The organism is Stenotrophomonas sp. YJH_SMC_53 (assembly GCF_059369995.1).
Map to the genome: position 1 here is coordinate 1 of NZ_JCAFTF010000007.1, position 24,131 is coordinate 24,131.

Below are 24,131 nucleotides of genomic sequence, written 5' to 3' on the forward strand. Positions count from 1 at the left end.
CGCTGTGGAACCACCCGATCCCATCCCGAACTCGGAAGTGAAACGCAGCTGCGCCGATGGTAGTGTGGCTCAAGCCATGCGAGAGTAGGTCATCGCCAGGGTTTATACCCAAAACCCCGCTGCTGACGCAGCGGGGTTTTTTTTGTGCGCAGGAAACGTGGGTAGTGCCGACCGCTGGCCGGCAACCCGATGGCGTTACATCGCCCGGTAGATCCACGCCATGCGTGGATGCCGTCCACGAGGAAGCATTGCGCCAACCAAGGTTGGCCGCTACCAATCGATTGCCAGCCAGCGGCCGGCACTACCGGTAGATCCACGCCGTGTGTGGATGCGGCGCCAAACAGGGTTGGCTGCTCCTCACGGCAGGTCCGGAAGCGGACTTTTCCTGACCCATCACGCAAAAGCAGGCAAAAAAACGGCGCCCTGCGGGCGCCGTCTTGATCAGGATCGCATTGCAGGCCCGGATCAGGCGGCCCGCGGGACCTCCTGCGGTTCCTGCTGGCGGAACACCGACACTGCCTCGGTAAGCGTCCCCGCCTGCGTCTGCAGCTCGCGTGCGGCTGCGGTGGCTTCTTCCACCAGCGCCGCGTTCTGCTGCGTGGCCTGATCCATCTGCACCACGGTCTGGTTGATCTGCTCGATGCCGATCGACTGCTCCTGCGAGGCCGCCGAGATCTCACGCATCAGATGGCTGACATTCTCCACGCCGCCGACAATGCCCTGCATCCGCTGGCCGGCGTCGGCCACCAGCTGGGCACCTTCGCCCACCTGTCGGCCTGCCTCATCGATCAGCCTTTTGATTTCCTGTGCGGCGGCGGCGGAGCGCTGCGCCAACACGCGCACCTCGCTGGCCACCACGGCGAAGCCACGGCCCTGCTCACCGGCACGTGCGGCTTCCACCGCCGCATTGAGCGCGAGGATATTGGTCTGGAAGGCGATGCCATCGATCACGCCGGTGATGTCGCCAATCCGCTTTGAGGCGCCTTCAATCGCCTGCATGGTGTCGACAACCCGCTGCATCGCGGTGTTGCCATCACTGGCGGCGCTCTGCGTGGACGCAGCCAGCTCACTGGCCTCGCGCGCATGCGCAGCGTTCTGGCGCACGGTGACGGTCAGCTCCTCCATCGAGGCTGCGGTTTCCTGCAGGTGCGCCGCCTGGCGCTCGCTGCGCTCGGACAGCGCACCATTGCCTGCAGCGATCTCGCTGGCGGCGGTACTGATCGAGGCCGCGCACTGCTGGATGCGGCCCACCATGCGCGCCAGCTGGCCGGCGGTGGCGTTGGCATCACGCTGGATCGCGGCGAAGGCACCGTGGTACTCACCGTGCATGCGCCGATCGAGATCGCCGTTGGCCAGCGCCGAAAGCATCTGCCGCACGTCGTTGACGGTGCTGCCCAGCGTATCGAGCAGCTGATTGATGCCACCGGTCAGGCCATCGAGGAAGCTGGCGCCTTCGGTTGCCTGCAGGCGCTGGCCGAGATCGCCGGCAGCGGCAGCAGCGACGATGCCGGCCACGGCGTTCTCCAGCGCCAGCTCCTGGGTACGGTCATGCCATTCCACGGCGAAACCGAGGCGCATGCCCTGTGCATCGAACACCGGGGTGACCACCTGGGCGAAGTGCACCGGGCCGATCTGTACCTTGCCGTTGTGGCTGGCCTGCAGGCCATTGAGGATGGCGCGGATGCGGTCCGGGTTGGCATGGAAGCGATGGATGCTGCTGCCGACCAGGCGTTCGGCATCGAAGTCAGGGAAGGCCTGGCGCAGTGTCGCCTGCTGGTTGCGCAGCAGAGCCACCACCGAGCGGTTCACATAGCGGATCACGTGATCATTGTCGGCGATCATCATCGCGGTGCGCGAGGCGTCCAGCGCCTGACGGATCTGCGCATTCTCGGCATGCGCCTCAGCCTCACGCCCACGTTGGGCCTGGACGTGGCGCGCGGTATCGGCCAGCGCATGGGCCAACGAGCCGGGTGCATAGGATGCGGTGTCGGCATGTGCGCCCAGGTCGGTGCCCGTGGCGATGTCGCGGGCCAGCGCAGCCAGCCGGCGCGGGCCGTGGCCAAGCGCCTCGGTCTGCTGGCGCAGGCGCAGCGCGACCTGGCCGAGGAATGCCGTCAGCCCGGCGAACAGGCCTGCCTGCAGCAACGTAGGTCCCACTGCTGCGCCCTGCAGCAGCGGCGCCAACAGCGCGAGCGTGCCGATGCCGCCGGCCAGCCATACCGGCAGGCGATCACGATGGCTCAACAGCACGCCCAGCAGCAGTGCAATCGGCAACGCCGGCGACAGGCCCGCGATCGCGCACAACCATGCCAACTGCAGCGACAACAACAGCGCCAGGCCATTGCGGGTGGCGCTATGGCCCGCTTTGGGACCGGCCAGCCACATGGCAGGCAGCACAGCGGCCGCGACCAGCGAGGCGGTCAGGACATGAGGCCCGCGCAGGGCCAGCACCAGGCCGGCCACCGCCAGTGCCGCACTGCCGATCAGCAATCGGCGGTCAGCGCGGTGGGCGAGCCGCTGCAGATGCGGCAGGCGGGCGGTATCGGGGGGGCGAGTGGATGCAGCGGACATCGGCGACTCCTGGATCAGCAGACGACAACGGCCACACGGTGACGCACGCACGAGTGCGTGGCCAGGGCATGGACCGGGAATTCGGGGAATGCGACGCAATCAACGTCGCGCAGACGGGGCGCCGTGACCACATCCTGTGGGTGACGGAGCAATGGAGCGGGCATGCGGACTTCCTTGCAGGACCAGACACACGCCGCAGGCCCGACCGGGCCCACGTGCTGCGGACGCAGTGGCCCGCAACTGATGTATCGGCCGGAAGTGCGCAGAATGAAGTGCAGCGGACGCTGCGACTCAGCCGGCGTTGTCGTTGCCGAGGAAGCGCAGGATCACCTCGGCGATGCGTGCCGGGTCTTCCATATGCAGGTGGTGGTTGCCGGGAAACACGGCCAGCCGTCCATCACGCAGGTGCTGCAGGCGATCACTGCGCATCGGCTCGGGATAGTAGGACTGCGCCGGCGTGGCATAGATCACCTGCGTCGGGCAGGCGATGGCCTGCAGCAGGTTGTCGATCTGGCCTTCGCTGAGGCGGATCGCAGTGGGCAGCATCAGGCGCGGGTCGCTGCGCCAGCGGTAGCCACCTTCGACCGGTTCCACACCGCGCTCGACCAGCAGCCGTGCGCAGGGTTCGCTGAGCTGGTTGGTCATCATCCGCGCGCGGATCGGCGCTGCCAGATCGGGGAACACGCGCAGCTGCTTGCGTGCCAACGCGCGCGTGGCGTTCACATGCTCGCGCAGGCGATGCGCCGTTTCTTCCTCGGGACCGCGCAGGCCGCCGAGTGCTTCGATCGCCACCAGCCGTTCGATGCGATCGCTGACCGAGGCGGTGAGGCTGGCAATGCCGGCACCCATCGAATGGCCGAGCAGGCTGAAGCGGTCCCAGCCCAGTGCATCGGCGACGTCGAGTACGTGGCAGATCGCGGCGGCCGTGGTGTAGCTGGCACCGGCCGGCAGATGCGCGCTGTGGCCGTGACCGGGCAGGTCGATGGCCACCAGCTGCAGCGAGGACAGGTGCGGCGCCAGCGGCACGAAGCTGGCGGCGTTGTCGAGCCAGCCATGCAGGGCCAGCACGCGTGGGCCGCCGCCGTGGTTGCGCAGGCCGGCGACGCGTGCGCAACCGACCTGGAGTTCAAACGGTTGCAGGCTCATGCCAGCGAGGACACGGCCAGTCGTGCCAAGGCGCGTGCATGCTCCGGTTCGGCGTTGAGGCAGGGGATGTAGCGCATCGTCGCACCGCGCTCGGCCAGTGTTTCGGTGAAGCCCAGCGCAACCTCTTCCAGCGTCTCCAGACAGTCGGTGGCGAATCCCGGGCAGACCACGTCGATCTGCTTCACGCCGGATTCGGCCAGCGCCCACAGGCTGGGCTCGGCATACGGCTGCAACCAGCGCTCGCGGCCGAAGCGCGACTGGTAACCCATCTGCCAGTCGTCCTTGACCAGGCCCAGTGCATTGGCGATGGCCTGCGCACTGGCCTCGCAGCGCTGCGGATACGGGTCGCCCGCGTCGGCCAGGCGCTGCGGGATACCATGGAAGGAGAACATCAGTTTCTGACCGCGACCGTGCTGTTCCCAGTAGCGGCGGATCGATCCGGCAATGGCCTCGACCCAGCCGGGATCGACCGAGTAATCCCGCACCAGGCTCACGGTCACGCCCGGGTTGCGGCGCTGCCACGCATCGACCCGGTCTTCGACCGAGGCGGTGGTGGTGGTGGAGTACTGCGGGTACAGCGGCAACACCACGATCCGGCGCGCGCCGTCGGCGGCAAGACGGTCGAGCTCGCCGGCCAGCGCCGGTTCGCCGTAACGCATCGCATGGCGTACCGTCAGGGTCGGCAGCAGGGCCTGCATGGCCTGCGCCAGCTGGCGCGTATGTACCATCAGCGGTGAGCCGTCGGGCAGCCAGACCTGGGCGTACTTGGCCGCCGACCGGCCGCTTCGCAGCGGCAGGATCAGCCCGCGCAGCAGCGGCTGCCAGAGCAGTGCCGGAATCGCGACCACGCGCGGGTCGGACAGGAATTCGGCCAGGTAACGGCGTACGGCGGGGGCCGTCGGCGTCTCGGGCGTGCCTAGGTTGACCGCCAGCACGGCGGTATCGGGTGCGTCGAGCATGGGCGGTATTGTCGCCTATCCGGCGCCGCACCGGGATGCAGGGTTCGGATTGCAGGCATAGCGCGCATCAATGCGGGCAGGGAACGCTCATTGGGGATTCATGACAACACCACTAATTTCAGTCACTTGCTATATCTTCCTATGGACTGACTTCTGGAGCCTGCCATGCGTCGCCCGATCCAAGCCCTGCTGATCGCCGCCAGCCTGCTGTCCAGCCAGGCCATGGCCGGACCGCAGGAAGACCAGCGCGCCCGCAACGCCGTGCGCGTGCTGGCCGAAATCCAGGAAATTCCTGAACAGGGCATTCCGGATAAATTGCTCGACGAAGGCCGCGCGGTCATCGTCATTCCCGACACGATCAAGGCCGGTCTTGTCATTGGCGGTCGTCGTGGCCACGGCCTGATGTCGGTGCGCATGCCCAATGGCGCATGGTCCAACCCGGTGTTCGTGAAGCTCACCGGTGGCAGCATCGGCTTCCAGGCCGGCGTGCAATCTTCGGATGTGGTTCTGGTGTTCCGCAACGACCGCAGCCTGGACAATCTGGTCAACGGCAAGTTCACGCTCGGCGCCGATGCTGGCGTTGCCGCCGGTCCGGTCGGCCGCAATGCCGCCGCCGCCACCGACGGCCAGCTGAAGGCCGAGATCTGGTCCTGGTCGCGTGCCCGTGGGCTGTTCGCGGGCGTCGCGCTGGATGGTGCGGTGCTGCAGATCGACGATGCCGCCAACCTTGACGCCTACGGCAGCAACACCACGCCGCGCATGATCTTCGAAGGTCGCGCCGCCGGTTCGCCGTCGATGGACGTGGTCGCCTTCCGTGATCGTCTGGAAGAGGCCACCTACGCCGCCCGCAACAATCGCAACGGCAATGGTGGCAGTGCACCGCGTCCGGCGGCGACCCCGGCGGTTGCGCCGGCGCCTGTTCAGGCAGCGCCGGCGGCCCCCGCCGAAGCCACCACCGCGCCGCTGCAGAACGTGCCGCAGAACCCGCCGCCGCAGCAGCAGGGCTTCCAGCCGGTCAACGACGGCGAAATCCGCACGGAAACGCTGGGCGGGAACTGACTTTCGTCACGCGCGCCGGCTGACAGCCGATGCGCTATGCTCGACAGCCTGATCACTAACGTAACGAGCGTCTTTATGGGCAGTTTCAGCATCTGGCATTGGTTGGTCGTGCTGGCCATCGTCCTGCTGGTGTTCGGCACCAAGCGCCTGACCAGTGGCGCCAAGGACCTCGGCTCGGCGGTCAAGGAATTCAAGAAGGGCATGCGCGACGAGGACAAGCCGAACGCGCAGCTGGGCGACGAGTCGCGCAGCCAGGACGCCTCGCGCTCCGCGCAGGACGAGCACGACCGCACCCCTCGCTGATCCGGAGCGGTTGCGGTGTTTGATATCGGCTTCAGCGAACTGCTGGTGATCGCGGTGGTCGCCCTGGTGGTGCTCGGTCCTGAGCGCCTGCCCAAGGCGGCCCGCTTCGCTGGCCTGTGGGTGCGCCGTGCCCGCAATCAGTGGGATTCGGTGAAACAGGAACTGGAACGCGAACTGCAGGCCGAGGACATCAAGCGGCAGATGCAGGAGGTGCGCCAGGGCATGCAGGACACCGAGAACCAGCTGCGCGCCAGCGGCGAGGCGATCCGTCGCGAAGCGCAGCAGGCGCAGCAGCAGGGCGATGCGCTGGCGCAGGAAGTACGCGCACCGGCGCCTGCGGATCCGCCGCCGCATATGGGCGGCCTGCCGCCTGCCGATGCACCGGTACAGGAGGGCATTGCGCCAGAGCCGATGCCGGCGACACCCCCTGAAGCCGGTGCTCCGACGCCGCAGCGCACGGAGCGCCAGCCATGAGTGAACAGGATTTCGGCGAAAGCTCGCTGGTCGAACATCTGGTGGAACTGCGCGGCCGCCTGGTGCGCGCATTGCTGGGCCTGGGCGTGGTGCTGCTGGCGCTGCTGCCGTTTACCCAGAAGCTGTACAACGCGCTGGCCGAACCGCTGGTCTCGCAGCTGCCCAACGGGCAGACGATGATCGCGACCAATCCGGCCGGCGCCTTCTTCGCGCCATTGAAGCTGACCTTCTTCGTTGCCCTGTTCGTGGCGGTGCCGTGGCTGCTGTACCAGCTGTGGGCCTTCGTCGCCCCGGGGCTTTACGCGCGTGAGAAGCGCCTGGCGGTGCCGCTGCTGGTGTCTTCGGTACTGCTGTTCTACACCGGCTGTGCCTTCGCCTACTTCCTGGTGCTGCCGGCGGTGTTCCATTTCCTGACCACCTTCAGCCCGGACGTGATCGCGATCACCCCGGATGCGAATGCCTACCTGGATTTCGTGCTGGCGATCTTCTTCGCCTTCGGTGGCAGCTTCGAACTGCCGGTGGCGATGGTGATCCTGGTGCTGCTGGGCTGGGTGACGCCGCAGCAGTTCAAGGAAGGCCGTGGCTACGCGATCGTCGGCATCTTCGTGCTGGCGGCGGTGCTGACCCCGCCGGACGTGGTCTCGCAGCTGATGCTGGCGATCCCGATGTGCCTGCTCTACGAGCTCGGCATCCACGCCGCACGCTGGCTGGTGCCGTCGTCGGCCGTGAAGAAACCCGCCGCCTGATGCGGTAGCGCCGGGCCATGCCCGGCGTGCGGGGTGCGATGTGATGCCACCGCCGGGCATGGCCCGGCGCTACCGGTGGGACCGGTCAGGCGTGGAACACGTCGCTCGAGGTCGGGGTGGTCGGGACCGGCGGTGCGGCGCGACTGCCACGGTGCACGAACATCTGCTTCCACGCGGCATAGACCGCGCCGACATACAGCGGCATCAGCACCGTGGTCAGCACCAGCTGCGCGATGAAGGCGGCGGCCAGCGGGCCACCGATCAGCATCGCGATCTGGATCACGATCACGAACAGGATGTAGATGCAGAACGCGGCGATCAGGCCGAGCACGGCGAACACGATCATCGCGCCGATGTTCTCGATGCAGCCCTGCAGGCTCAGGCGCAGCGCGTGCATGCCGCTCTGCTTGTCGAACACCACCAGCGCCGGTTGGGTGAACATTGCCAGCGACAGTGCGACCGCGCTCAGGAACACCAGCAGCATCCACAGCGCGATGCGCTTGGCCGGCAGGTTGGCCACCAGCGCCGCGGCATCGTCCGGCTTGATCTGCTGGCCACTGCGGCTGATCTCTTCCATCTTGGTCATGACCTCGCTGAAGGCGGTGAAGCCTTCGCGGCCGATCATCATGAACAGCAACGCGCCCAGCAGCAGCACCGCCAGCACCTGGATCGCCAGCGGCACCAGCAGGTGGCTGACGCGGTGGTCGCGGATCGGCTGCAGCAGGTGCGAGGACAGGCCCGGGCGGCCTTCGTCGATCTCACCCACGGCGTAGAGCATGCCGCCGAACATGATCGGCGAGATGGCCAGGGTCATCAGCTGCACGGCCATGCCGGCGGCGCCGGGAATCAACGTCGACAACAGGGTGACCACCCAGCTCACCAGCAGCCAGGCCAGGCCGATCCGGGCCAGCTGCAGCGGCGCACGCCGATACAGCGAGAACGTATCCAGCAACCACTGGGCGCCCGCCGAGGCCGGCAGCTTGCGAATCTCTTTCATGGACATCCGGGAAGGACAGGAGGGGACGGGCGGTTGCCCGTGCCGCTGATTATCCCTGTTTTGCCGCCGGCTGGGCTGAAGACAGCCGCGCCTGTCGGACGAAGCGGCGCAGCAGCTGGCGGGCCAGCGGTGCGGCGCTGACTGCGCGCTCGATGCTGCGCGCACAGCCGCCGTGGCGGCCGATGCAGTCGGCGCGGGCGCGCACGTAGCCGCGCATGTGGTGGGTGGCGAATTCGGGGTGGAACTGCACGCCCCAGGCCTGGCGCCCCCAGCGGAACGCGTGGCAGCCATCCAGCGGCGAGCGTGCCAGCACCTCGGCACCGTCGGGTGCGCGCAGCACGGTCTGCAGGTGGGTGGCGTGAGCGGCAAAGTGCTGCGGCAGGCCCTGGAACAGCGGATCCTGTGCCGCCTGTGGCTGCAGCTCCAGTTCGATCGTGCCGGACTCGCGCCCGGCCGGGTTGTAGGCCACCTCACCGCCCAGCGCATGCGCCAGCAGCTGGTGGCCGTAGCAGATGCCGAACACCGGCAGGTCAGCGTGGGCGGTCTGGCGCAGCCACGCCGCGCTGCGCTCGCTCCAGTCGGCGTGGTCAGTAACGAAGGCGGCCGAGCCGGTCACCAGTACCCCGGCAAAACCGTGCGGATCGGGCAGGGCGCCACCGTGTTCGACATCGACCACCACCGTCTCATGTTCCTCCAGCCCGGCGGCGACGCGGATCCAGTGCGGAAAGCGCCCGTAGCGGCGCAGCGACGGTACCGGGCGGCCGGTTTCAAGGATCAGGAAGGGGGCTGGGTTCATCCGGGGGCGGCAGCACTGACAGGACTTCCTCGATTGTAGTCAGCCCCTGCGCCACCTTTTCAAGCCCGGCCTGGCGCAGGGTTCGCAGCCCTTCAGCGCGCGCGGCACGGGTGAAACCGGCCAGATCCATGTCGGCGCGGATCTGCCCGCGCAGCCGCGAGCCCAATGGCAGCAACTCATACAGGCCGATGCGGCCGAGGAATCCGGTGCGCCGGCACTCCAGGCAACCGACCGGACGACAGGGCGTGGCGGCATCTGGATATGCAGCCTGGCTATCAGCCAGCACCGCCCAGTCGGCCGCACCGAGGGTGTGCGGCTGCTTGCAGTGCGGACACAGGGTGCGCACCAGGCGTTGGGCGAGGATGCCGTTGAGGGTGCTGGCCAGCAGGTAGTGCGGCACGCCCAGGTCGAGCAGGCGGGTGACCGCCGACGGCGCGTCGTTGGTATGCAGCGTGGACAGCACCAGATGGCCGGTCAGCGAGGCCTGCACCGCCATCTGCGCGGTTTCCAGATCGCGGATCTCGCCGATCATGATGATGTCCGGGTCCTGCCGCAGCAGGGTGCGCACGCCGCTGGCGAAGTCCAGGTCGATGTTGGCCTGCACCTGCATCTGGTTGAACTCGGGGGCGATCATCTCGATCGGGTCCTCCACCGTGCACACGTTCACGTCCGGCGTGGCCAGCCGCTTCAGCGTGGAATACAGGGTGGTGGTCTTGCCCGAGCCGGTCGGGCCGGTGACCAGCACGATGCCGTGCGGGCGCTCGACCAGTGCATTCCAGCCAGCGGCCTCCTGCGGGCTGAAGCCGAGCTGGTCGATGCTCTTGAAGGCGGCATCGGGGTCGAAGATGCGCATCACGCACTTCTCACCGAAGGCGGTGGGCATGGTAGACAGGCGCATCTCGACCTCGCGGCCACCCGGCGAGCGGGTCTTGATGCGGCCGTCCTGCGGGCGCCTGCGCTCGGCCAGGTCCATGCGGCCGAGTACCTTGATGCGGCTGACCACCGCGGTCATCACTGCCGGCGGCACCTCGAACACCTTGTGCAGCACACCATCGATGCGGAAGCGCATGCGTCCCATCTCGCGGCGCGGTTCCAGGTGGATGTCCGAGGCCCGCTGCTCATAGGCGTACTGCAGCAGCCAGTCGACGATGTGCACGATGTGCTGGTCGTCGGCATTGACGTCGCCGGTGCGGCCCAGCTCGACCAGCTGCTCGAAGCTGGGCAGGGTGGTGTTGGCCTCGCCGCGGACGTCGCCGCGCGCGCCACGCACCGAACGGGTCACCCCGTAGAACTCCATGGTGTAGCGGTGCAGGTCGAGCGGATTGACCACCGCCAGCTCGATGCGGCGGCGGGTCAGGTGCTGCAGGTCGCGGCGCCATTCCTGCACCAGCGGCTCGCTGGTGGCCACCAGTACCCGTTCGGCATCCACTGCCAGCGGCAGGAAGCGGTGGCGACGGGCATAGGCGTGGGAGACCAGCGCGGTGACCGCAGCGACGTCGACCCGGGTCGGATCGATGCGCAGGTAGCGGTTGCCGGTGCGTCGGGCCAGCCATTCGGTCAGGCGTTCCAGGGTCAGTTCGCCGCCGTCGCGGGTGGCCAGCTTGAGGTTGGACAGCAGCACCAGCGGGTGCACTTCACTGGCATTGCGCGCGCCCTGTGCGGAAAACCGCATGCGCTCGCCCTCGTGCTCGGCGACCAGGCCGTCGGCCAGCAGCGCCGCACCCACCTGCTCGAAATGCAGGCGGCCCCACGGCAGCGGGACGCCGCCTGGCTCGCCGGGCGTGCCCACCGGCAGCCGATGTTCCATCTGCCTGCTCCTCCCGGGTACGGAATGCCCCGCAGGTCGGCCGTTATACTAGCGCACCCCCTTGCCGGCCAAGACTCGTACGCATGTCCGCGACCCCGACCGTTCCGATCACCTTCCAGGGCCTGATCCAGACCCTGAACCAGTTCTGGGCCCAGCAGGGCTGCGTGCTCATCCAGCCGCTCGACCTGGAGGTGGGCGCCGGTACCTTCCACCCGGCCACCTTCCTGCGGGCGATCGGGCCGGAAAGCTGGAACGCGGCCTACGTGCAGCCGTCGCGCCGCCCGACCGACGGCCGCTACGGCGAGAACCCGAACCGCCTGCAGCGCTACTACCAGTACCAGGTGGCGATGAAGCCGGCGCCGGACAACATCCAGCAGCTGTACCTGGATTCGCTGAAGGCACTGGGCATCGATCCGCTGGTGCACGACCTGCGCTTCGTCGAGGACAACTGGGAATCGCCGACGCTGGGCGCGTGGGGCCTGGGCTGGGAAGTCTGGCTCAACGGCATGGAAGTGACCCAGTTCACCTACTTCCAGCAGGCCGGTGGCCTGGAGTGCCGACCGGTGCTGGGCGAGATCACCTACGGTCTCGAGCGTCTGTGCATGTACCTGCAGAACTGCGACAACGTCTATGACCTGGTCTGGACCTACGGCCCGGACGGCCAGCCGGTGACCTACGGCGACGTCTACCACCAGAACGAGGTGGAGCAGAGCACCTACAACTTCGAATACGCCGACGTGGACGAAATGTTCCACCGCTTCGATGCCTGCGAGCGTGAAGCGCAGAAGCTGGTGGAAGTGGGCCTGCCGCTGCCGGCCTACGAGCAGGTGATGAAGGCCAGCCACACCTTCAACCTGCTCGATGCGCGCCGCGCGATCAGCGTGACCGAGCGCCAGCGCTACATCCTGCGCGTGCGCGCGCTGGCCCAGGCGGTGGCCAAGGCGTATTACGAGCAGCGCGAGAAGCTGGGCTTCCCGGGTGCGAAGAAGGCCTGACCGCCTTCCTGCACCGTCCCGCTTTTCATCAACTACCCGGGGCGCCGGACGCGTTGCGCGCTGCGCCCCCACCACAGGATCGAACCGATGAGCCAACTGTCCCCCCTGCTGATCGAACTGGGCACCGAGGAGCTGCCGGTCAAGGCGCTGCCGGGCCTGGCCCAGGCGTTCTTCGACGGTGTTGTCGAAGGCCTGCGCAAGCGTGGCGTCGCGCTGGAGCTGGGCGATGCCCGCCCGCTGTCGACCCCGCGCCGGCTGGCCGTGCTGCTGCCGGGCGTCGGCCTGGAACAGCCGGAACAGCACAGCGAAGTGCTGGGCCCGTATCTGAACATCGCGCTGGACGCCGAAGGCCAGCCGACCAAGGCCCTGCAGGGCTTCGCCGCCAAGGCCGGGATCGACTGGACCGCGCTGGAGAAGACCACCGACAACAAGGGCGAGCGCTTCGTGCACCGCGCGGTGACCCCGGGCGCGAGCACCGCCAGCCTGTTGCCGGAAATCCTGCGCGAGGCGATCGCGGCGATGCCGATTCCCAAGCCGATGCGCTGGGGCGATCACGCCTGGGGCTTCGCCCGCCCGGCGCACTGGCTGGTGCTGCTGCACGGCGCCAACGTGGTCAAGGCCGAACTGTTCGGCCTGCAGGCCGGCCGTGCCAGCCGTGGCCATCGCTTCCACCACGACCAGGCCGTGTCGCTGGCGCAGCCGCAGGACTACGTTGAAGCGCTGCGCGCCGCGTTCGTGCTGGTCGACCCGAGCGAGCGACGTGCGCGCATCGTCGCCGAGGTCGAGGCCGCTGCAGCCGGGGCCGGTGGCAGCGCCCGCATCACCGAAGACAACCTGGAGCAGGTGGTGAACCTGGTCGAATGGCCCTCGGCGGTGCTGTGCAGCTTCGAACGCGCCTTCCTGGCAGTGCCGCAGGAAGCACTGATCGAAACGATGGAGATCAACCAGAAGTTCTTCCCGGTGCTGGATGCCGCCGGCACGCTGACCGAGAAGTTCATCGGCATCGCCAACATCGAATCGAAGGACGTGGCCGAAGTGGCCAAGGGCTACGAGCGGGTGATCCGCCCGCGCTTTGCCGACGCCAAGTTCTTCTTCGACGAGGACCTGAAGCAGGGCCTGGTGTCGATGGGCGACGGCCTGAAGACGGTGACCTACCAGGCCAAGCTGGGCAGCGTGGCCGACAAGGTGGCGCGCGTGGCCGCACTGGCCGAAGTGATCGCAGCCCAGGTCGGTGCCGATCCGGCGCAGGCCAAGCGGGCTGCCGAGCTGGCCAAGAACGACCTGCAGTCGCGCATGGTCAACGAATTCCCGGAACTGCAGGGCATCGCCGGCCGCCACTACGCCGTGGCCGGTGGTGAATCGGCCGACGTGGCGCTGGCCATCGACGAGGCCTACCAGCCACGCTTCGGTGGTGACGACATCGCGCTGTCGCCGCTGGGGAAGGTGCTGGCCATCGCCGAACGCGTGGATACGCTGGTCGGTGGTTTCGCTGCAGGCCTGAAGCCGACCGGCAACAAGGACCCGTTCGCGCTGCGCCGCAATGCGCTGGGCCTGGCCCGCACGATCATCGAAAGCGGCTTCGAACTGGACCTGCGCGCGCTGATGGCCAGCGCCAATGCCGGCCTTGCCGCGCGCAACGTGCAGGCCGATGTCGGCGAGCTGTACGACTTCATCCTCGACCGCCTGAAGGGCTACTACGGCGACAAGGGCGTGCCGGCCACGCACTTCAACGCGGTGGCCGAGTTGAAGCCGGCTTCGCTGTACGACTTCGACCGCCGCCTGGATGCGATCGGCACCTTCGCCGCGCTGCCGGAGGCAGAGGCGCTGGCCGCGGCCAACAAGCGCATCCGCAACATCCTGCGCAAGGCCGAGGGCGAGATTCCGGCGCAGATCGACGCGGCACTGCTGCAGGAAGATGCCGAGCGCGCGCTGGCCGAAGCGGTCACCGCCGCTATCGATGACACCGGCGCCAGCCTGCACCAGAAGGACTATGTGGCGGTGCTGGCACGCCTGGCGCGCCTGCGTCCGCAGGTCGACGCGTTCTTCGATGGCGTGATGGTCAACGCGGAAGATCCGGCACTGCGTGGCAACCGCCTGGCGCTGCTGACGATGCTGGGCGAGCGCCTGGGCAAGGTGGCGGCGATCGAGCATCTGTCGAGCTGACGCCCGTATCGGTAGTGCCGGCCGCTGGCCGGCATTGCCCCCGATCTGTGGGGTGCCGGCCAGCGGCCGGCACTACCGGAACATCGCCGGCGTTGTCTATCGGGGTCATTGCCGACATCGTGGACGATGCCGGCATCCTGATTGGTCGGTTGCGACAATCGACACTTTGCGGTGTATTTTGACCGCCACTTAACAACCGATCCGCAATGACGTGATGCATTTCGCATCGTCACCTCCGGTCGGTATGCTGTGCCGCATGCAGCCAAAGAAATACGCCCTGCCGCTGATGGTCCTGTCGCTGGCCGCCACTTCCGTGGTCCATGCGCGCGGCACCATCGACAAGGTGGACATCAAGGGATTGGACAAGGGCGACGACGCCGCAATCATCGAGAACATCCAGGAATCGCTGTCGCTGTACGACACGATCGGCAAGGAGCAGGGCGAATCGCGCCTGGAGTACCTGCTGTCGCAGGCCGAGCGGCAGACCCGCCAGGCGCTGGAGCCGTTCGGCTACTACAACCCGGTGATCAAGGTCGAGGCGCCGCGTGAGGACGAGCACGTGCGCGTGCTGATCCATGTCGACAAGGGCGCCCCGGTGACCGTGCGCCGCGAGCACATCGACATCACCGGCCCGGCGATGTACGACCAGTACCTGCAGGACGACCTGGCCGCCTTCAAGCCCCGCAAGGGCCAGCGCTTCGAGCACACCCAGTACGAAGCCAGCAAGATCACCATCACCCGGCGCCTGGCCGAGCGCGGCTACTTCGATGCCGACTACACCCAGCGCCAGGTGCAGATCACCCGCGCCGACAACGCCGCCGACATCGACCTGACCTGGGACAGCGGCCGCCGCTACAACATGGGCCCGGTGCGCTTCGAGCAGGATTACTTCGTCGACAAGCTGTTCGATCCACTGGTGTACTGGGACCAGGGCAGCTACTACCACGAGGGCAAGCTGGACCGGCTGCGCGAGTCGCTGACCAAGCTGGACTACTTCAGCGTGATCGACATCCAGCCGCGCCCGGACCAGGCCGACGAGAACGGCGAAGTGCCGGTGGACGTGAAGCTGACCCGGGCCAAGCGCACCATCTACACCGCAGGCCTGAGCTACGGCAGCGAGAGCGGCCCGGGTGTGCGCGGTGGCATCGAGCGGCGGTTCCTGAACAACCGCGGCCACAAGATGAACACGCAGCTGGACTATGCGCAGAAGCGCAAGAGCCTGGTCACCAGTTACCGCATTCCGGCCTTCAACTGGCTTGATGGCTGGTACACCTTCGCTGCCAGCGCGTATGACGAGCAGACCGACTACATCGACCTGCGCAACTTCAAGCTGATCGCCAGCCGCAGCGGCGAGATCAACGAACACTGGACCGCGATCGCCTCGATCAACGCGCTGCGCGAGCGCTGGCGCTATGCCTCCGGCACCGAATTCACCGACGCGGTCTACAACACCTCGACGCTGGTGTACCCGCAGATGGTTGCCGACTACGTCAACGTCGACGACGAGATGTTCCCGCGCAAGGGCATCAGCGGCGCTGCAACGGTGCGTGCCGGCGTGGAAGGCGCCGGTTCGGATACCAGCTTCGTGCAGGCCAACGCCGTGTTGCGCTGGTACATCCCGGTGGGTGAAAGCAATCGCCTGATCCTGCGCGGCGAGGGCGGCACCACCTGGACCAGCGATCTGGTGGCGATGCCGCCGAGCCTGCGCTACTTCGCCGGTGGTGACCGCAGCATCCGCGGCTACGCCTACCGTGAGGTCGGCCCGCGTACGCCGAAGCCGGACAAGTACGCGCTGGGTGCCAAGAACCTGGTGATCGGCTCGGCCGAGTACGAGCACTACTTCAACGGTGGCCCCTGGGGTGCGGCAGTGTTCGTCGATACCGGCAGTGCCTTCGACAACACCATCGACCTGCATACCGGCGTCGGCTTCGGCGTACGCTGGAAATCGCCGGTGGGCCCGGTGCGCATCGACGTGGCGCACGGCCTGAACAACCCGGATTCGCAGTTCCAGCTGTACCTGAACATCGGAGCGGACCTGTGAGCGCGTCCGCACCGACCCCGAACACCCCGCCGCCACGCGTGCGCTTCTATCGCCGTCGCCGCTTCTGGGCATGGTCCGGCGCCGGCGTGATCGGCCTGGTGCTGCTGGCCCTGCTGGCGGTGTACTGGCTGCTGCAGACCGTGGCCGGCCGTGACGTACTGCTGGCCCAGGTGGTGGCGCGGCTGCCGATGGGTGCCAGCTTCACCTGGGACAAGGTGGAGGGCCCGGTGGCCGGACCGCTGACCCTGTACAACGTCGACTTCCGCTATGACGACATCCATTTCCACGCCGAGCGTGCCCACCTGGAGCCGGACCTGCGCCCGCTGTTGGGCCGCAAGCTGCTGCTGGACAAGCTGGAGCTGACCAACGCGACGTTGAACCTGGCCAAGAGCGATGAGCCGTTCAAGCTGCCGTCGTGGCCCGATTCGCTACCGCAGATCGAAATGCCGCTGGCGATCCAGGCCGATGCCATCGCCATCGATGGCTTCCGCATCAGCCAGGCCAACGAACCGGTGATCGACATCAGCCGCGTGCGCGGCGGCATCGAGATCGCCAACGGCGAGTTCCAGGCGCACAAGCTGGTGGTGGACAGTGACATGGGCAACTTCACCGCCCAGGGCCGTTACATCCCGGCCAAGGACTACGACACCGACGTGACGGTGACGGCGGTGTTGCCGGCACCGCGTGGGCGCACAGCCGCTACCGTCGGCCTGGTCGCCCGCGGTGACCTGTCGCACATGGAAGTGGCGGTGGCCGGGCGTGCACCGAAGCCGCTGCACGCGATGCTGGTGTTCGATGGCCGCACCGACCCGACGTGGAACGCCAGCGTGCGCAGCGACGAGCTGGATCTGGCGTTGCTGTCGCCGGCCTTGGCGAGCTCGGCGATCACGCCGTTGTCGCTGGATTTCACCGCTGCTGGCAAGGGCGGCAATGCCAACCTGCGTGGCAGGGTGAAGCAGGGCGAGCAGGAACTGGAACTTGCACCGTCCATGGTGTCATTGCAGGACCAGGTACTGAAGGTCTCGCCGCTGCTGCTGAAGGGCCTCGGTGGCGAAGCCCGCCTGGAGGGCACCGCCGATTTCAGCCAGGAAGACCAGCAGAAGCTCAACTTCTCGGTGGTCGCGCGGGACCTGACCTATGTGCCGACGCCCGATCCGAACACCGCCGGCAGCGCACCGGTGCCGGTGACCCTGAAGGAAGCACGCTTTGGCCTGGCTGGCACGTTGAAGGCCTGGGCCGCGATCGGCCGCGCCGAGGTGGAGCGTGATGCACAGAAGGCGCAGTTGCGCTTCGACGTGCGCGGCAACGATCAGGCCGCGTCGATCCACCAGCTGCAGGCGCAGACCCCGGGTGGCCAGCTGCAGGTGGAAGGCCAGGTGGCGTGGGCACCGCAGCTGGACTGGGACGCCAAGGCCACGCTGAAGGACTTCGACCCCGGCTATTTCGTGCCGGGCTGGAACGGCCGCCTGTCCGGCAACCTGGCCTCCAAGGGCCGCCAGGTGCCGCCGCCGGCCAATGCCGCACCGGGCACCTCGGGTACGCTGGAAGCCACGGTGGACCTGCCCTCGCTGAAGGGCATCCTGCGCCAGCGCAATCTCGACGCACAGGGCAAGTTCGCACTGCAGGGCGCGCAGGGCCAGGGTGACCTGAAGCTGTCGCTGGGCAGCAGCCGGGTGACCGCGTCGGGCAAGGTCGGCGACCGCCTCGACATCGATGCGCGTTTCGAGCCGCTGCAGTTGAGCGACCTGCTGCCGGGCGCCGACGGTGGCCTGCGTGGCCAGGTACAGGTGAAGGGCCCGCGCGATGCGCCGGACATCACCGCTGACCTGGTCGGCAACAACCTCAACTGGGATGGCTACGGTGCCGAGAGCGTGAGCATCAAGGGCCGCCTGCCGTGGCGCGGCGACAGCGGCACGCTGGCCGTGCAGGGCCAGCAGGTCAACGCGGGCATGCTGCTGGAGCGGCTGAACATCGACGCACAGGGCAGTGTGTCCAACCTGCGCCTGGCCGCGCAGACCCGCAACGAGATGGGTGCGGTCGAGCTGCAGGGTAGCGTGCGCCAGCAGGGCACGCAGTGGCGTGGCGAACTGGCGTCGCTGCGCATCGCACCGGTGAAGGGCGATGCCTGGGCGCTGCGTGCACCGGCGGCGTTCGCGATCAACGGCAGCACCTACACCCTGTCCGAAGCCTGCCTGGCCGCCGCGAGCAGCGGCGCGCTGTGCGCACAGGCCAACTGGCCGCGCGAAGGCCTGGTGGTGCGCAGCGACGCGCTGCCGCTGGCGCTGGTGCAGCCGTGGTTGCCGCCGCAGTCCGGGCGCCGCATCTACCTTCGCGGCGATGTCAGCCTGGACGCGCACATCCGCCCGCGCGGCAACGCCTGGGAAGGCCATGTGGAGGTGCGCTCGAAGGAAGGCGGCGTCCGCCTGGGCGAGAACCGCAACACCGTGGGCGATACCACCCGCGGCGAGCTGGTGCGCTATGACCAGTTCTCGCTGAAGCTCGACATGACCCCGGCCAGCATCAAGGGCTACCTGGGCATGGGCTTCCAGGGCAATGGCTTCGTCGACGCCAAGATGCAGACCGGCTGGGAAGCCAGTGCGCCGCTTAATGGTGAGCTCTACCTCAACATGTCGCGGCTGTACTGGCTGGAGCTGTTCTCGCCGGACATCGTGCGACCGACCGGCCTGATCGAAGGCCACGTCAGCCTGCGCGGGACGCGAGGCCAGCCGTCGCTGGGCGGTGACGCACAGCTGAGCAACTTCAAGGGTGAATTCCCGGCGCTCGGCCTGACCTTCGACCAGGGCAAGGGCAGCTTCGTGGCCCAGCCCGATGGTTCGGCCAAGATCACCGCGCAGGCCAACTCGGGCCAGGGCACGCTGTACGTGGACGGTGGCCTGTCGTGGTTCGGCGATGCGCAGCCGCTGCAGCTGAAGATCCATGGCGAGAACGTGCTGCTGTCCAACACCAGCGAACTGCGCATCGTCGCCAACCCCAACCTCGACTTCACCCTGGCCAAGGCGGCGATGGAGCTGCGCGGCACCGTGCACGTGCCCGAGGCCGACATCGATCTGGAACGCTTGGACCGCGGCACCTCGGTGTCCGAAGACGTGGTGGTGCTCGACCCGGCCGATCCGGAAGAGTCGCGCACCTCGCCGCTGGACATGGACCTGACGGTCAGCCTGGGCGACAAGGTGAAGATGACCGGGTTCGGCCTGAAGGGCGCGCTGACCGGCAAGATGCAGGTCTGGGCCAAGCCCGGCCGCGAAATGACCGCCAATGGCGGCCTGGAAGTGAGCGGCCGCTACAAGGCGTATGGGCAGGACCTGACCATCACCCGTGGCAACCTCAACTGGAACTACAACGCGGTGTCCGACCCGCGCATCAACATCCGCGCCGAGCGCCGCATCGGTGATGTCACCGCCGGCATCGACGTGACCGGGCGTGCCCAGCAACCCCGTGCCGACGTGTGGTCCGATCCGGCGATGTCGCAGTCCGAGGCACTGGCCTATCTGGTGCTGGGACGCAGCCTGACCGGCGCCAGCAGCGACCAGGCGCAGCAGGTCAACGCGGCCTCGGCGGCGCTCTCGGCTGGCAGTGGCCTGCTCGCCTCGCAGCTGGGTGCCAAGCTGGGCCTGGATGATGCAGGCGTGAGCCAGTCGCGCGCGCTGGGTGGTTCGGTGATCGGCGTCGGCAAGTACATCTCGCCCAAGCTTTACGTGGGTTACGGCGTGTCGCTGGTGGGCGCCGGTTCGGTGATCACGCTGAAGTACCTGCTGCGCCGCGGGTTTGATGTGGAAGTGGAATCGAGCACGGTGGAAAACCGTGGTTCGATCAACTGGCGGCGGGAGAAATGACCGGGTCGGGGGCGGCGCCCTTTCGTTGAAAGGGTCCGACCCCTGGCTTCTTCAGCTGCGGCGCAGCCGCTGGCGGTGCCCGGACAGGTCCATGCTCCACAGCAGCAGCGCACCCAGAAGCGCCGGCAGCACGCTGAGCACGGACAGCATCACCAGGAATGACACTGGCAATTCCATGCGGACGGGCTTGCCCCGGCGCAGCTGGTAGCGGATCCATGCCGTGGCCAGCACGGTCCAGGCCAGCAGCCAGCACAGCGGTGCCAACCACAGCGAAGGCGAGGGCACCCACAGGTAGACGGCGGTACCGACCACTGCGATGGCTGCGCAGGCGACCGGCAGGGCCAGCCAACGCAGCCGGGAAGGCGGCACGGACGGGTCTTCAGGGGCGCTCTGCCAGACGAACAGATGACGCAGGCCAATGGCCAGCAGCGTGCCGAGCAGTGGCGCCAGCGCTGCCGTGCCCAGCACGATCGCCCTGCGCTGCTCTTCCGACTGGTAGGGCAGCAGCGTGTTGGCGATCTGGGTGGTGGCCAACGCGATGAAGGCCATCAACGTCAGCGCCACGCTTGCCAGCAGTGCACGCAGCAATGACAACTGTGCCGCGGTGAGGCGGGTGACATCGCTGGCGCCGGCCCAGAAGCGGGCTTGGCCCGCATCAATGCCGGGCGGCAGAGGGCGGTCCTCCTGGCAGCCCAGTACGTCCATCAACGCTGCGGCCTGGCGCGGCACGCGCAGCGGCAGCGCGGACATCAGGTTGCGCAGGTGCGAACGCGGTTCGCGCAGCTGCTGAAGGCGGCTGGCAGCGTCATCGTGGCTGGTCCAGCGTCCGCCACGCGCCTCCATCTGCTGGGCCAGCAGATCGGTCTGCGCGGGCAGTTGCAGCCAGTCCTGCCAGGCGTGTTCGGCCAGCTCGCGCAGTTCGCCTGGTGCCAGGCCGCAGCCCGCGTCGTCCCAGCCGAAGGCCTGGTAAAGCGCCGCGGCTTCGGACAGGTTCATGGGCGCCTGCCGCGCGCGCAGCGCCTGCAGCACCCTAGCACTGGCTTCAGCGCGCTCGTCCAGGGACCACTGGCTGCGCAGGCCCTGCAGGTACACCGCGAAAGGTTGCGGGTCGGTGGATTTGGCGCGCTCCAGCAGGTCCATCCAGTTGCTCATGGGTTTGCCTCGTGTGGGGGCTGCAGGCTTGAACGATCACTGTCTGCATTGCCGGGGGAGCTGGAAAATGCCCCGCGGAGGATTGCGATGGCGGCCAGCAGGGCGCACGTCAGAAGCAGTGCCAAAGCGACCGTTCGCCGCGTGAAGCGTCTGCGTGACGGCACGGAATGGTGCAGGGCGTCGCATGCGGCCGCCCAGAACATGACCTGCCTGCGCTGCAATGGCGGTGGGAGCGCCACGTGCGCCATCACAGGCACGCCGACAAGGTAATGCAGCGTTTCACGCATTTCGTGCCGCGTGCGCGCGGACAGCGCCTGGATGCGCGCGCGCAGTGGGTGCCAGGGGCCACTGAGCCGGGCGACACGGGTGCGGGCCTGCACCACCGAAACCGGCGCATTCTCAAGATGCATGTAACGGGCGAGCGCGGTCTCGTTGCCTGGCACCAGCAACCAGCACAGGTGCATGCTGTGGCCGAGGGCGGCCATGTCGTAGCACTCGCGGCTACTGTCCCGGTCATACCACTGGAAGCGGTCGGCCAGCTGCTCGAAGTTCGCTTGCGGGAACGGCGTAGTGCCCTTCATCAGCCGTTGCCAGGTTGCCAGGTTCACCGCGCCAGCATCCGCGGGGGGCTGCAGTTCCGGGGACTGCTGCAGCCAGGCTGCGAAGTCTGCCGGATCGCGTTGCTGACCGTTGCGGACGATGCGGTCGGCAAGCGCCTCGGCGGCAGATAGCCCTGTCGAATGCGTGGTGCCCAGATCGATTCCTGCGATCATCGGTCCTTCCCTAGTATCCGTGCCTGATTCTAGCCAGCATCGGTGCCCCCAACCATCGGCCGTTGCCCCATGCGGCCCCAGCGGCTATGGTCCCGGGCTGTTCTGTCGTACCGGATTGCCTCATGTCACCACGCAAAGCCCTTCCCACCGCCCTGGCCCTGGGCCTGACCCTCGCCGCGGGTGCCCATGCCGATGAAGGCATGTGGATGCCGACCCAGCTGCCGGACCTGGCCAAGCCGCTGCAGGCCGCTGGCTTCAAGGGTAATCCGGCCGACCTGGCCAATGTCACCGCGCCGCCGCTGAGCGCGGTGGTGCGCGCTGGCGGCGGCACCGGCTCGTTCGTGTCCAGCGACGGCCTGCTGCTGACCAATCACCACGTGGCGATGGGCGTGATCCAGTACAACAGCTCCCCAGAGCACGACCTGATCAACGGTGGCTTCATCGCCAGGGACCGTGCCGATGAGCGCCCGGCCAACCCGGACTTCCGCGTGCTGGTCACCGTCGGCTTCGACAAGGTGACCGACCAGGTGCTGGCGCAGGCCCGCGGCAAGACCGGCCGTGCCTACTTCGATGCCGTCGATGCCGCCAGCAAGCAGATCGTGGCCGAGTGCGAGAAGGATGGCAGTGTGCGCTGCTCGGTGGCCAACATGTACTACGGCACCGACTTCTACCGCATCGCCCAGCTGGAACTCAGCGACGTGCGCCTGGTGTACGCGCCGCCGCGTGCGATCGGCAACTATGGCGATGAGATCGACAATTTCATGTGGCCGCGCCACACCGGCGACTTCACCCTGCTGCGCGCCTATGTGGGCAAGGACGGCAAGCCGGCCGCCTACAGCAAGGACAACGTGCCCTACCAGCCGCCGGCACATCTGCAGATGTCGGTGGAGGGCCCGAAGGAGGGCGACTACGCGATGCTGGCCGGTTATCCGGGCATCACCTACCGCCACCGTACCGCGGCAGAATTCGCCGGCCAGATCGACACCGTGCTGCCGCGCCGCGTTTCGGTGTTCCAGCAGATGATCGACACCATCGAGGCGGCAACTGCCAAGGACGCGCAGGCACGTACCCGTTACGCTTCGCAGCTGCAGTCGCTGAAGAACAACCGCAAGCGCGCCGCCGGTGAGCTGGAAGGTCTGCTGCGCAGCGACGCCAAGGCCCAGCGTGCCGCCGACGAGACCGCGATGCTGGCCGCCACCGACCGCAGGTACCAGAGCGACATCAAGGCGCTGCTGGCCAACCTGTCACAGGGCGCGGCGGTGGGCGAGCGTGACCTGCTGCTGGACCAGATGGCCGCACAGAGCCAGTTGCTGCGCTCGGCGCTGCTGCTGGAGCGCCTGCGCATCGAATCGGCCAAACCGGACGCGCAGCGCGAGAGCGGTTACCAGCAGCGCGACCAGGCGATGATCGAAGGCGTGCTCAAGCAGGTCCAGCGCCGCTACGCGCCGGAGGTCGAGAAGGCCCTGCTGACCACCCTGCTGACCCGTTACCAGCAGCTGCCGGACGCGCAGCGCGTGGCCGAGTTCGACGCCGCCTTCGGCCGTACCCCGCAGCAGCTGGCCAAGGCACTGGACACCCTGTACGCCGGCACCCAGCTGGGTGACGAGGCGCAGCGCCTGTCGCGCTTCGCGGCTGCGCGCGAAGGCAAGCCCCTGGCCGCCGATCCGCTGATCGCCGTGGCCGGCCCGCTGGTGGCCGCGCAGCTGCGCATCGAGAACGAAAGCAAGACCCGCGAGGGCGAGCAGCTGCGCCTGCGCCCGGCCTACATGCAGGCGCTGTTCGCCTGGCGTGCCAAGCAGGGCCGCGCCGTGTACCCGGATGCCAACCGCACCCTGCGCATCAGCTACGGCAAGGTCGAGGCACTGCACCCGCGCGATGGCGTGACCTACTCGCCGGTGACCACCGTGGCCGGCATCGTCGAGAAGAACACCAATGCCTATCCGTTCGACGCACCCGAGCCGCTGCTGGCAGCGATCGCCAAGGGTGACTTCGGCAGCACCGCCGATCCGGCACTGAAGACCCAGACGGTCAACTTCCTGACCAACCTGGACACCACCGGCGGCAACTCCGGCTCGCCGGTGCTCAATGCCAAGGGCGAACTGATCGGCCTGAACTTTGACAGCAACTGGGAGTCGGTCAGCGCCAGCTGGTGGTTCGACCCGCGCTACAAGCGTGCCGTGCACGTGGACATGCGCTACCTGCGCTGGCTGCTGGCCAAGGTCTACCCGGCGCCGGAACTGCTGAAGGAAATGGGCGTGCCGGCCCAGTAAGAAGCCGGCCACGACCCACGGTCGT

The 24,131-nt window shown here is 67.8% G+C and carries 17 protein-coding genes and 1 rRNA gene; 10 read left to right on the forward strand and 8 right to left on the reverse strand.

Going from position 1 to position 24,131, the window contains the following annotated elements; all coding sequences use genetic code 11:
• A 5S ribosomal RNA gene (rrf, locus tag AC5P7X_RS12370) occupies positions 1-101 on the forward strand; the annotation flags it as partial.
• A gap of 364 nt (positions 102-465) precedes the next feature.
• On the opposite strand, the gene AC5P7X_RS12375 is transcribed toward rrf, so the two are convergent.
• From AC5P7X_RS12375 to hemH, 3 genes are all read right to left on the reverse strand, one after another.
• A complete protein-coding gene (locus AC5P7X_RS12375; protein WP_495214909.1) occupies positions 466-2,571 on the reverse strand; it encodes a methyl-accepting chemotaxis protein in 2,106 nt (701 codons plus the stop codon).
• A 291-nt stretch (positions 2,572-2,862) separates the two neighbouring features.
• Entirely contained in the window at positions 2,863-3,717 is an 855-nt protein-coding gene (locus AC5P7X_RS12380; protein WP_053500652.1) for an alpha/beta fold hydrolase, read from the reverse strand.
• Positions 3,714-4,676: a ferrochelatase gene (gene hemH, locus AC5P7X_RS12385; protein WP_053500650.1), complete on the reverse strand. Its 963-nt coding sequence runs from the start codon at positions 4,674-4,676 to the stop codon at positions 3,714-3,716. Before hemH ends, AC5P7X_RS12380 begins: the two co-directional genes overlap by 4 nt.
• Positions 4,677-4,841: 165 nt before the next feature.
• Between hemH and AC5P7X_RS12390 the strand changes: the two genes are divergently transcribed.
• The 4 genes from AC5P7X_RS12390 (at position 4,842) to tatC (ending at position 7,258) form a co-directional block, all read left to right on the forward strand.
• Entirely contained in the window at positions 4,842-5,735 is an 894-nt protein-coding gene (locus AC5P7X_RS12390; RefSeq protein ID WP_049411991.1) for a lipid-binding SYLF domain-containing protein, read from the forward strand.
• Between the two features lie 75 nt (positions 5,736-5,810).
• Positions 5,811-6,038: a Sec-independent protein translocase subunit TatA gene (gene tatA / locus AC5P7X_RS12395; RefSeq protein ID WP_053500648.1), complete on the forward strand. Its 228-nt coding sequence runs from the start codon at positions 5,811-5,813 to the stop codon at positions 6,036-6,038.
• Positions 6,039-6,053: 15 nt separating this feature from the next.
• The gene (gene tatB, locus AC5P7X_RS12400; protein WP_053500646.1) at positions 6,054-6,512 is read left to right on the forward strand and encodes a Sec-independent protein translocase protein TatB; all 459 of its coding nucleotides are present in this window, start codon (positions 6,054-6,056) and stop codon (positions 6,510-6,512) included.
• Positions 6,509-7,258, forward strand: coding sequence for a twin-arginine translocase subunit TatC (gene tatC / locus AC5P7X_RS12405; protein WP_005420449.1), 750 nt, complete (start codon positions 6,509-6,511; stop codon positions 7,256-7,258). The genes tatB and tatC overlap by 4 nt, the downstream gene beginning before the upstream one ends.
• Before the next feature lie 85 nt (positions 7,259-7,343).
• On the opposite strand, the gene AC5P7X_RS12410 is transcribed toward tatC, so the two are convergent.
• Genes AC5P7X_RS12410 through AC5P7X_RS12420 form a run of 3 tightly spaced genes read right to left on the reverse strand, consistent with a single transcriptional unit; the run spans position 7,344 to position 10,858 of the window.
• Positions 7,344-8,255, reverse strand: coding sequence for a BPSS1780 family membrane protein (locus tag AC5P7X_RS12410; protein ID WP_070489359.1), 912 nt, complete (start codon positions 8,253-8,255; stop codon positions 7,344-7,346).
• Positions 8,256-8,304: 49 nt separating this feature from the next.
• Positions 8,305-9,051 (reverse strand): glutamine amidotransferase, encoded by a 747-nt coding sequence (locus tag AC5P7X_RS12415; RefSeq protein WP_065177803.1) that lies wholly within the window; start codon positions 9,049-9,051, stop codon positions 8,305-8,307.
• On the reverse strand, positions 9,023-10,858 hold the full coding sequence (locus tag AC5P7X_RS12420) for a GspE/PulE family protein (RefSeq protein ID WP_070489360.1): 1,836 nt from the start codon (positions 10,856-10,858) through the stop codon (positions 9,023-9,025). Before AC5P7X_RS12420 ends, AC5P7X_RS12415 begins: the two co-directional genes overlap by 29 nt.
• Positions 10,859-10,941: 83 nt before the next feature.
• Between AC5P7X_RS12420 and glyQ the strand changes: the two genes are divergently transcribed.
• The 4 genes from glyQ to AC5P7X_RS12440 all read left to right on the forward strand — a co-directional run bounded on the left by glyQ (position 10,942) and on the right by AC5P7X_RS12440 (position 19,911).
• Positions 10,942-11,853: a glycine--tRNA ligase subunit alpha gene (gene glyQ, locus AC5P7X_RS12425; protein ID WP_049412007.1), complete on the forward strand. Its 912-nt coding sequence runs from the start codon at positions 10,942-10,944 to the stop codon at positions 11,851-11,853.
• An 87-nt stretch (positions 11,854-11,940) separates the two neighbouring features.
• Positions 11,941-14,016, forward strand: a complete 2,076-nt coding sequence (gene glyS / locus AC5P7X_RS12430; RefSeq protein ID WP_495214910.1) for a glycine--tRNA ligase subunit beta — start codon at positions 11,941-11,943, stop codon at positions 14,014-14,016.
• 244 nt (positions 14,017-14,260) lie between these two features.
• Positions 14,261-16,057, forward strand: a complete 1,797-nt coding sequence (locus tag AC5P7X_RS12435; protein ID WP_032954656.1) for an autotransporter assembly complex protein TamA — start codon at positions 14,261-14,263, stop codon at positions 16,055-16,057.
• Positions 16,054-19,911 (forward strand): translocation/assembly module TamB domain-containing protein, encoded by a 3,858-nt coding sequence (locus AC5P7X_RS12440; protein ID WP_495214911.1) that lies wholly within the window; start codon positions 16,054-16,056, stop codon positions 19,909-19,911. The genes AC5P7X_RS12435 and AC5P7X_RS12440 overlap by 4 nt, the downstream gene beginning before the upstream one ends.
• Before the next feature lie 51 nt (positions 19,912-19,962).
• Here AC5P7X_RS12440 and AC5P7X_RS12445 read toward each other — a convergent pair whose 3' ends face one another.
• Together AC5P7X_RS12445 and AC5P7X_RS12450 are read right to left on the reverse strand one after the other, a co-directional pair.
• Entirely contained in the window at positions 19,963-21,063 is a 1,101-nt protein-coding gene (locus tag AC5P7X_RS12445) for a hypothetical protein (RefSeq protein WP_053498777.1), read from the reverse strand.
• Positions 21,060-21,836, reverse strand: a complete 777-nt coding sequence (locus AC5P7X_RS12450) for a hypothetical protein (protein WP_053498780.1) — start codon at positions 21,834-21,836, stop codon at positions 21,060-21,062. The genes AC5P7X_RS12445 and AC5P7X_RS12450 overlap by 4 nt, the downstream gene beginning before the upstream one ends.
• 122 nt (positions 21,837-21,958) lie before the next feature.
• Between AC5P7X_RS12450 and AC5P7X_RS12455 the strand changes: the two genes are divergently transcribed.
• A complete protein-coding gene (locus AC5P7X_RS12455) occupies positions 21,959-24,106 on the forward strand; it encodes a S46 family peptidase (protein WP_346607692.1) in 2,148 nt (715 codons plus the stop codon).
• Positions 24,107-24,131 lie beyond the last annotated feature (25 nt).

Coding starts and splice junctions, on each gene's coding strand:
- AC5P7X_RS12375 (WP_495214909.1), bottom strand. CDS start 2,571: ATGTCCGCTGCATCCACTCGCCCCCCCGATACCGCCCGCCTGCCGCAT.
- AC5P7X_RS12380 (WP_053500652.1), bottom strand. CDS start 3,717: ATGAGCCTGCAACCGTTTGAACTCCAGGTCGGTTGCGCACGCGTCGCC.
- hemH (WP_053500650.1), bottom strand. CDS start 4,676: ATGCTCGACGCACCCGATACCGCCGTGCTGGCGGTCAACCTAGGCACG.
- AC5P7X_RS12390 (WP_049411991.1), top strand. CDS start 4,842: ATGCGTCGCCCGATCCAAGCCCTGCTGATCGCCGCCAGCCTGCTGTCC.
- tatA (WP_053500648.1), top strand. CDS start 5,811: ATGGGCAGTTTCAGCATCTGGCATTGGTTGGTCGTGCTGGCCATCGTC.
- tatC (WP_005420449.1), top strand. CDS start 6,509: ATGAGTGAACAGGATTTCGGCGAAAGCTCGCTGGTCGAACATCTGGTG.
- AC5P7X_RS12410 (WP_070489359.1), bottom strand. CDS start 8,255: ATGAAAGAGATTCGCAAGCTGCCGGCCTCGGCGGGCGCCCAGTGGTTG.
- AC5P7X_RS12415 (WP_065177803.1), bottom strand. CDS start 9,051: ATGAACCCAGCCCCCTTCCTGATCCTTGAAACCGGCCGCCCGGTACCG.
- AC5P7X_RS12420 (WP_070489360.1), bottom strand. CDS start 10,858: ATGGAACATCGGCTGCCGGTGGGCACGCCCGGCGAGCCAGGCGGCGTC.
- glyQ (WP_049412007.1), top strand. CDS start 10,942: ATGTCCGCGACCCCGACCGTTCCGATCACCTTCCAGGGCCTGATCCAG.
- glyS (WP_495214910.1), top strand. CDS start 11,941: ATGAGCCAACTGTCCCCCCTGCTGATCGAACTGGGCACCGAGGAGCTG.
- AC5P7X_RS12435 (WP_032954656.1), top strand. CDS start 14,261: ATGCTGTGCCGCATGCAGCCAAAGAAATACGCCCTGCCGCTGATGGTC.
- AC5P7X_RS12445 (WP_053498777.1), bottom strand. CDS start 21,063: ATGAGCAACTGGATGGACCTGCTGGAGCGCGCCAAATCCACCGACCCG.
- AC5P7X_RS12450 (WP_053498780.1), bottom strand. CDS start 21,836: ATGATCGCAGGAATCGATCTGGGCACCACGCATTCGACAGGGCTATCT.
- AC5P7X_RS12455 (WP_346607692.1), top strand. CDS start 21,959: ATGTCACCACGCAAAGCCCTTCCCACCGCCCTGGCCCTGGGCCTGACC.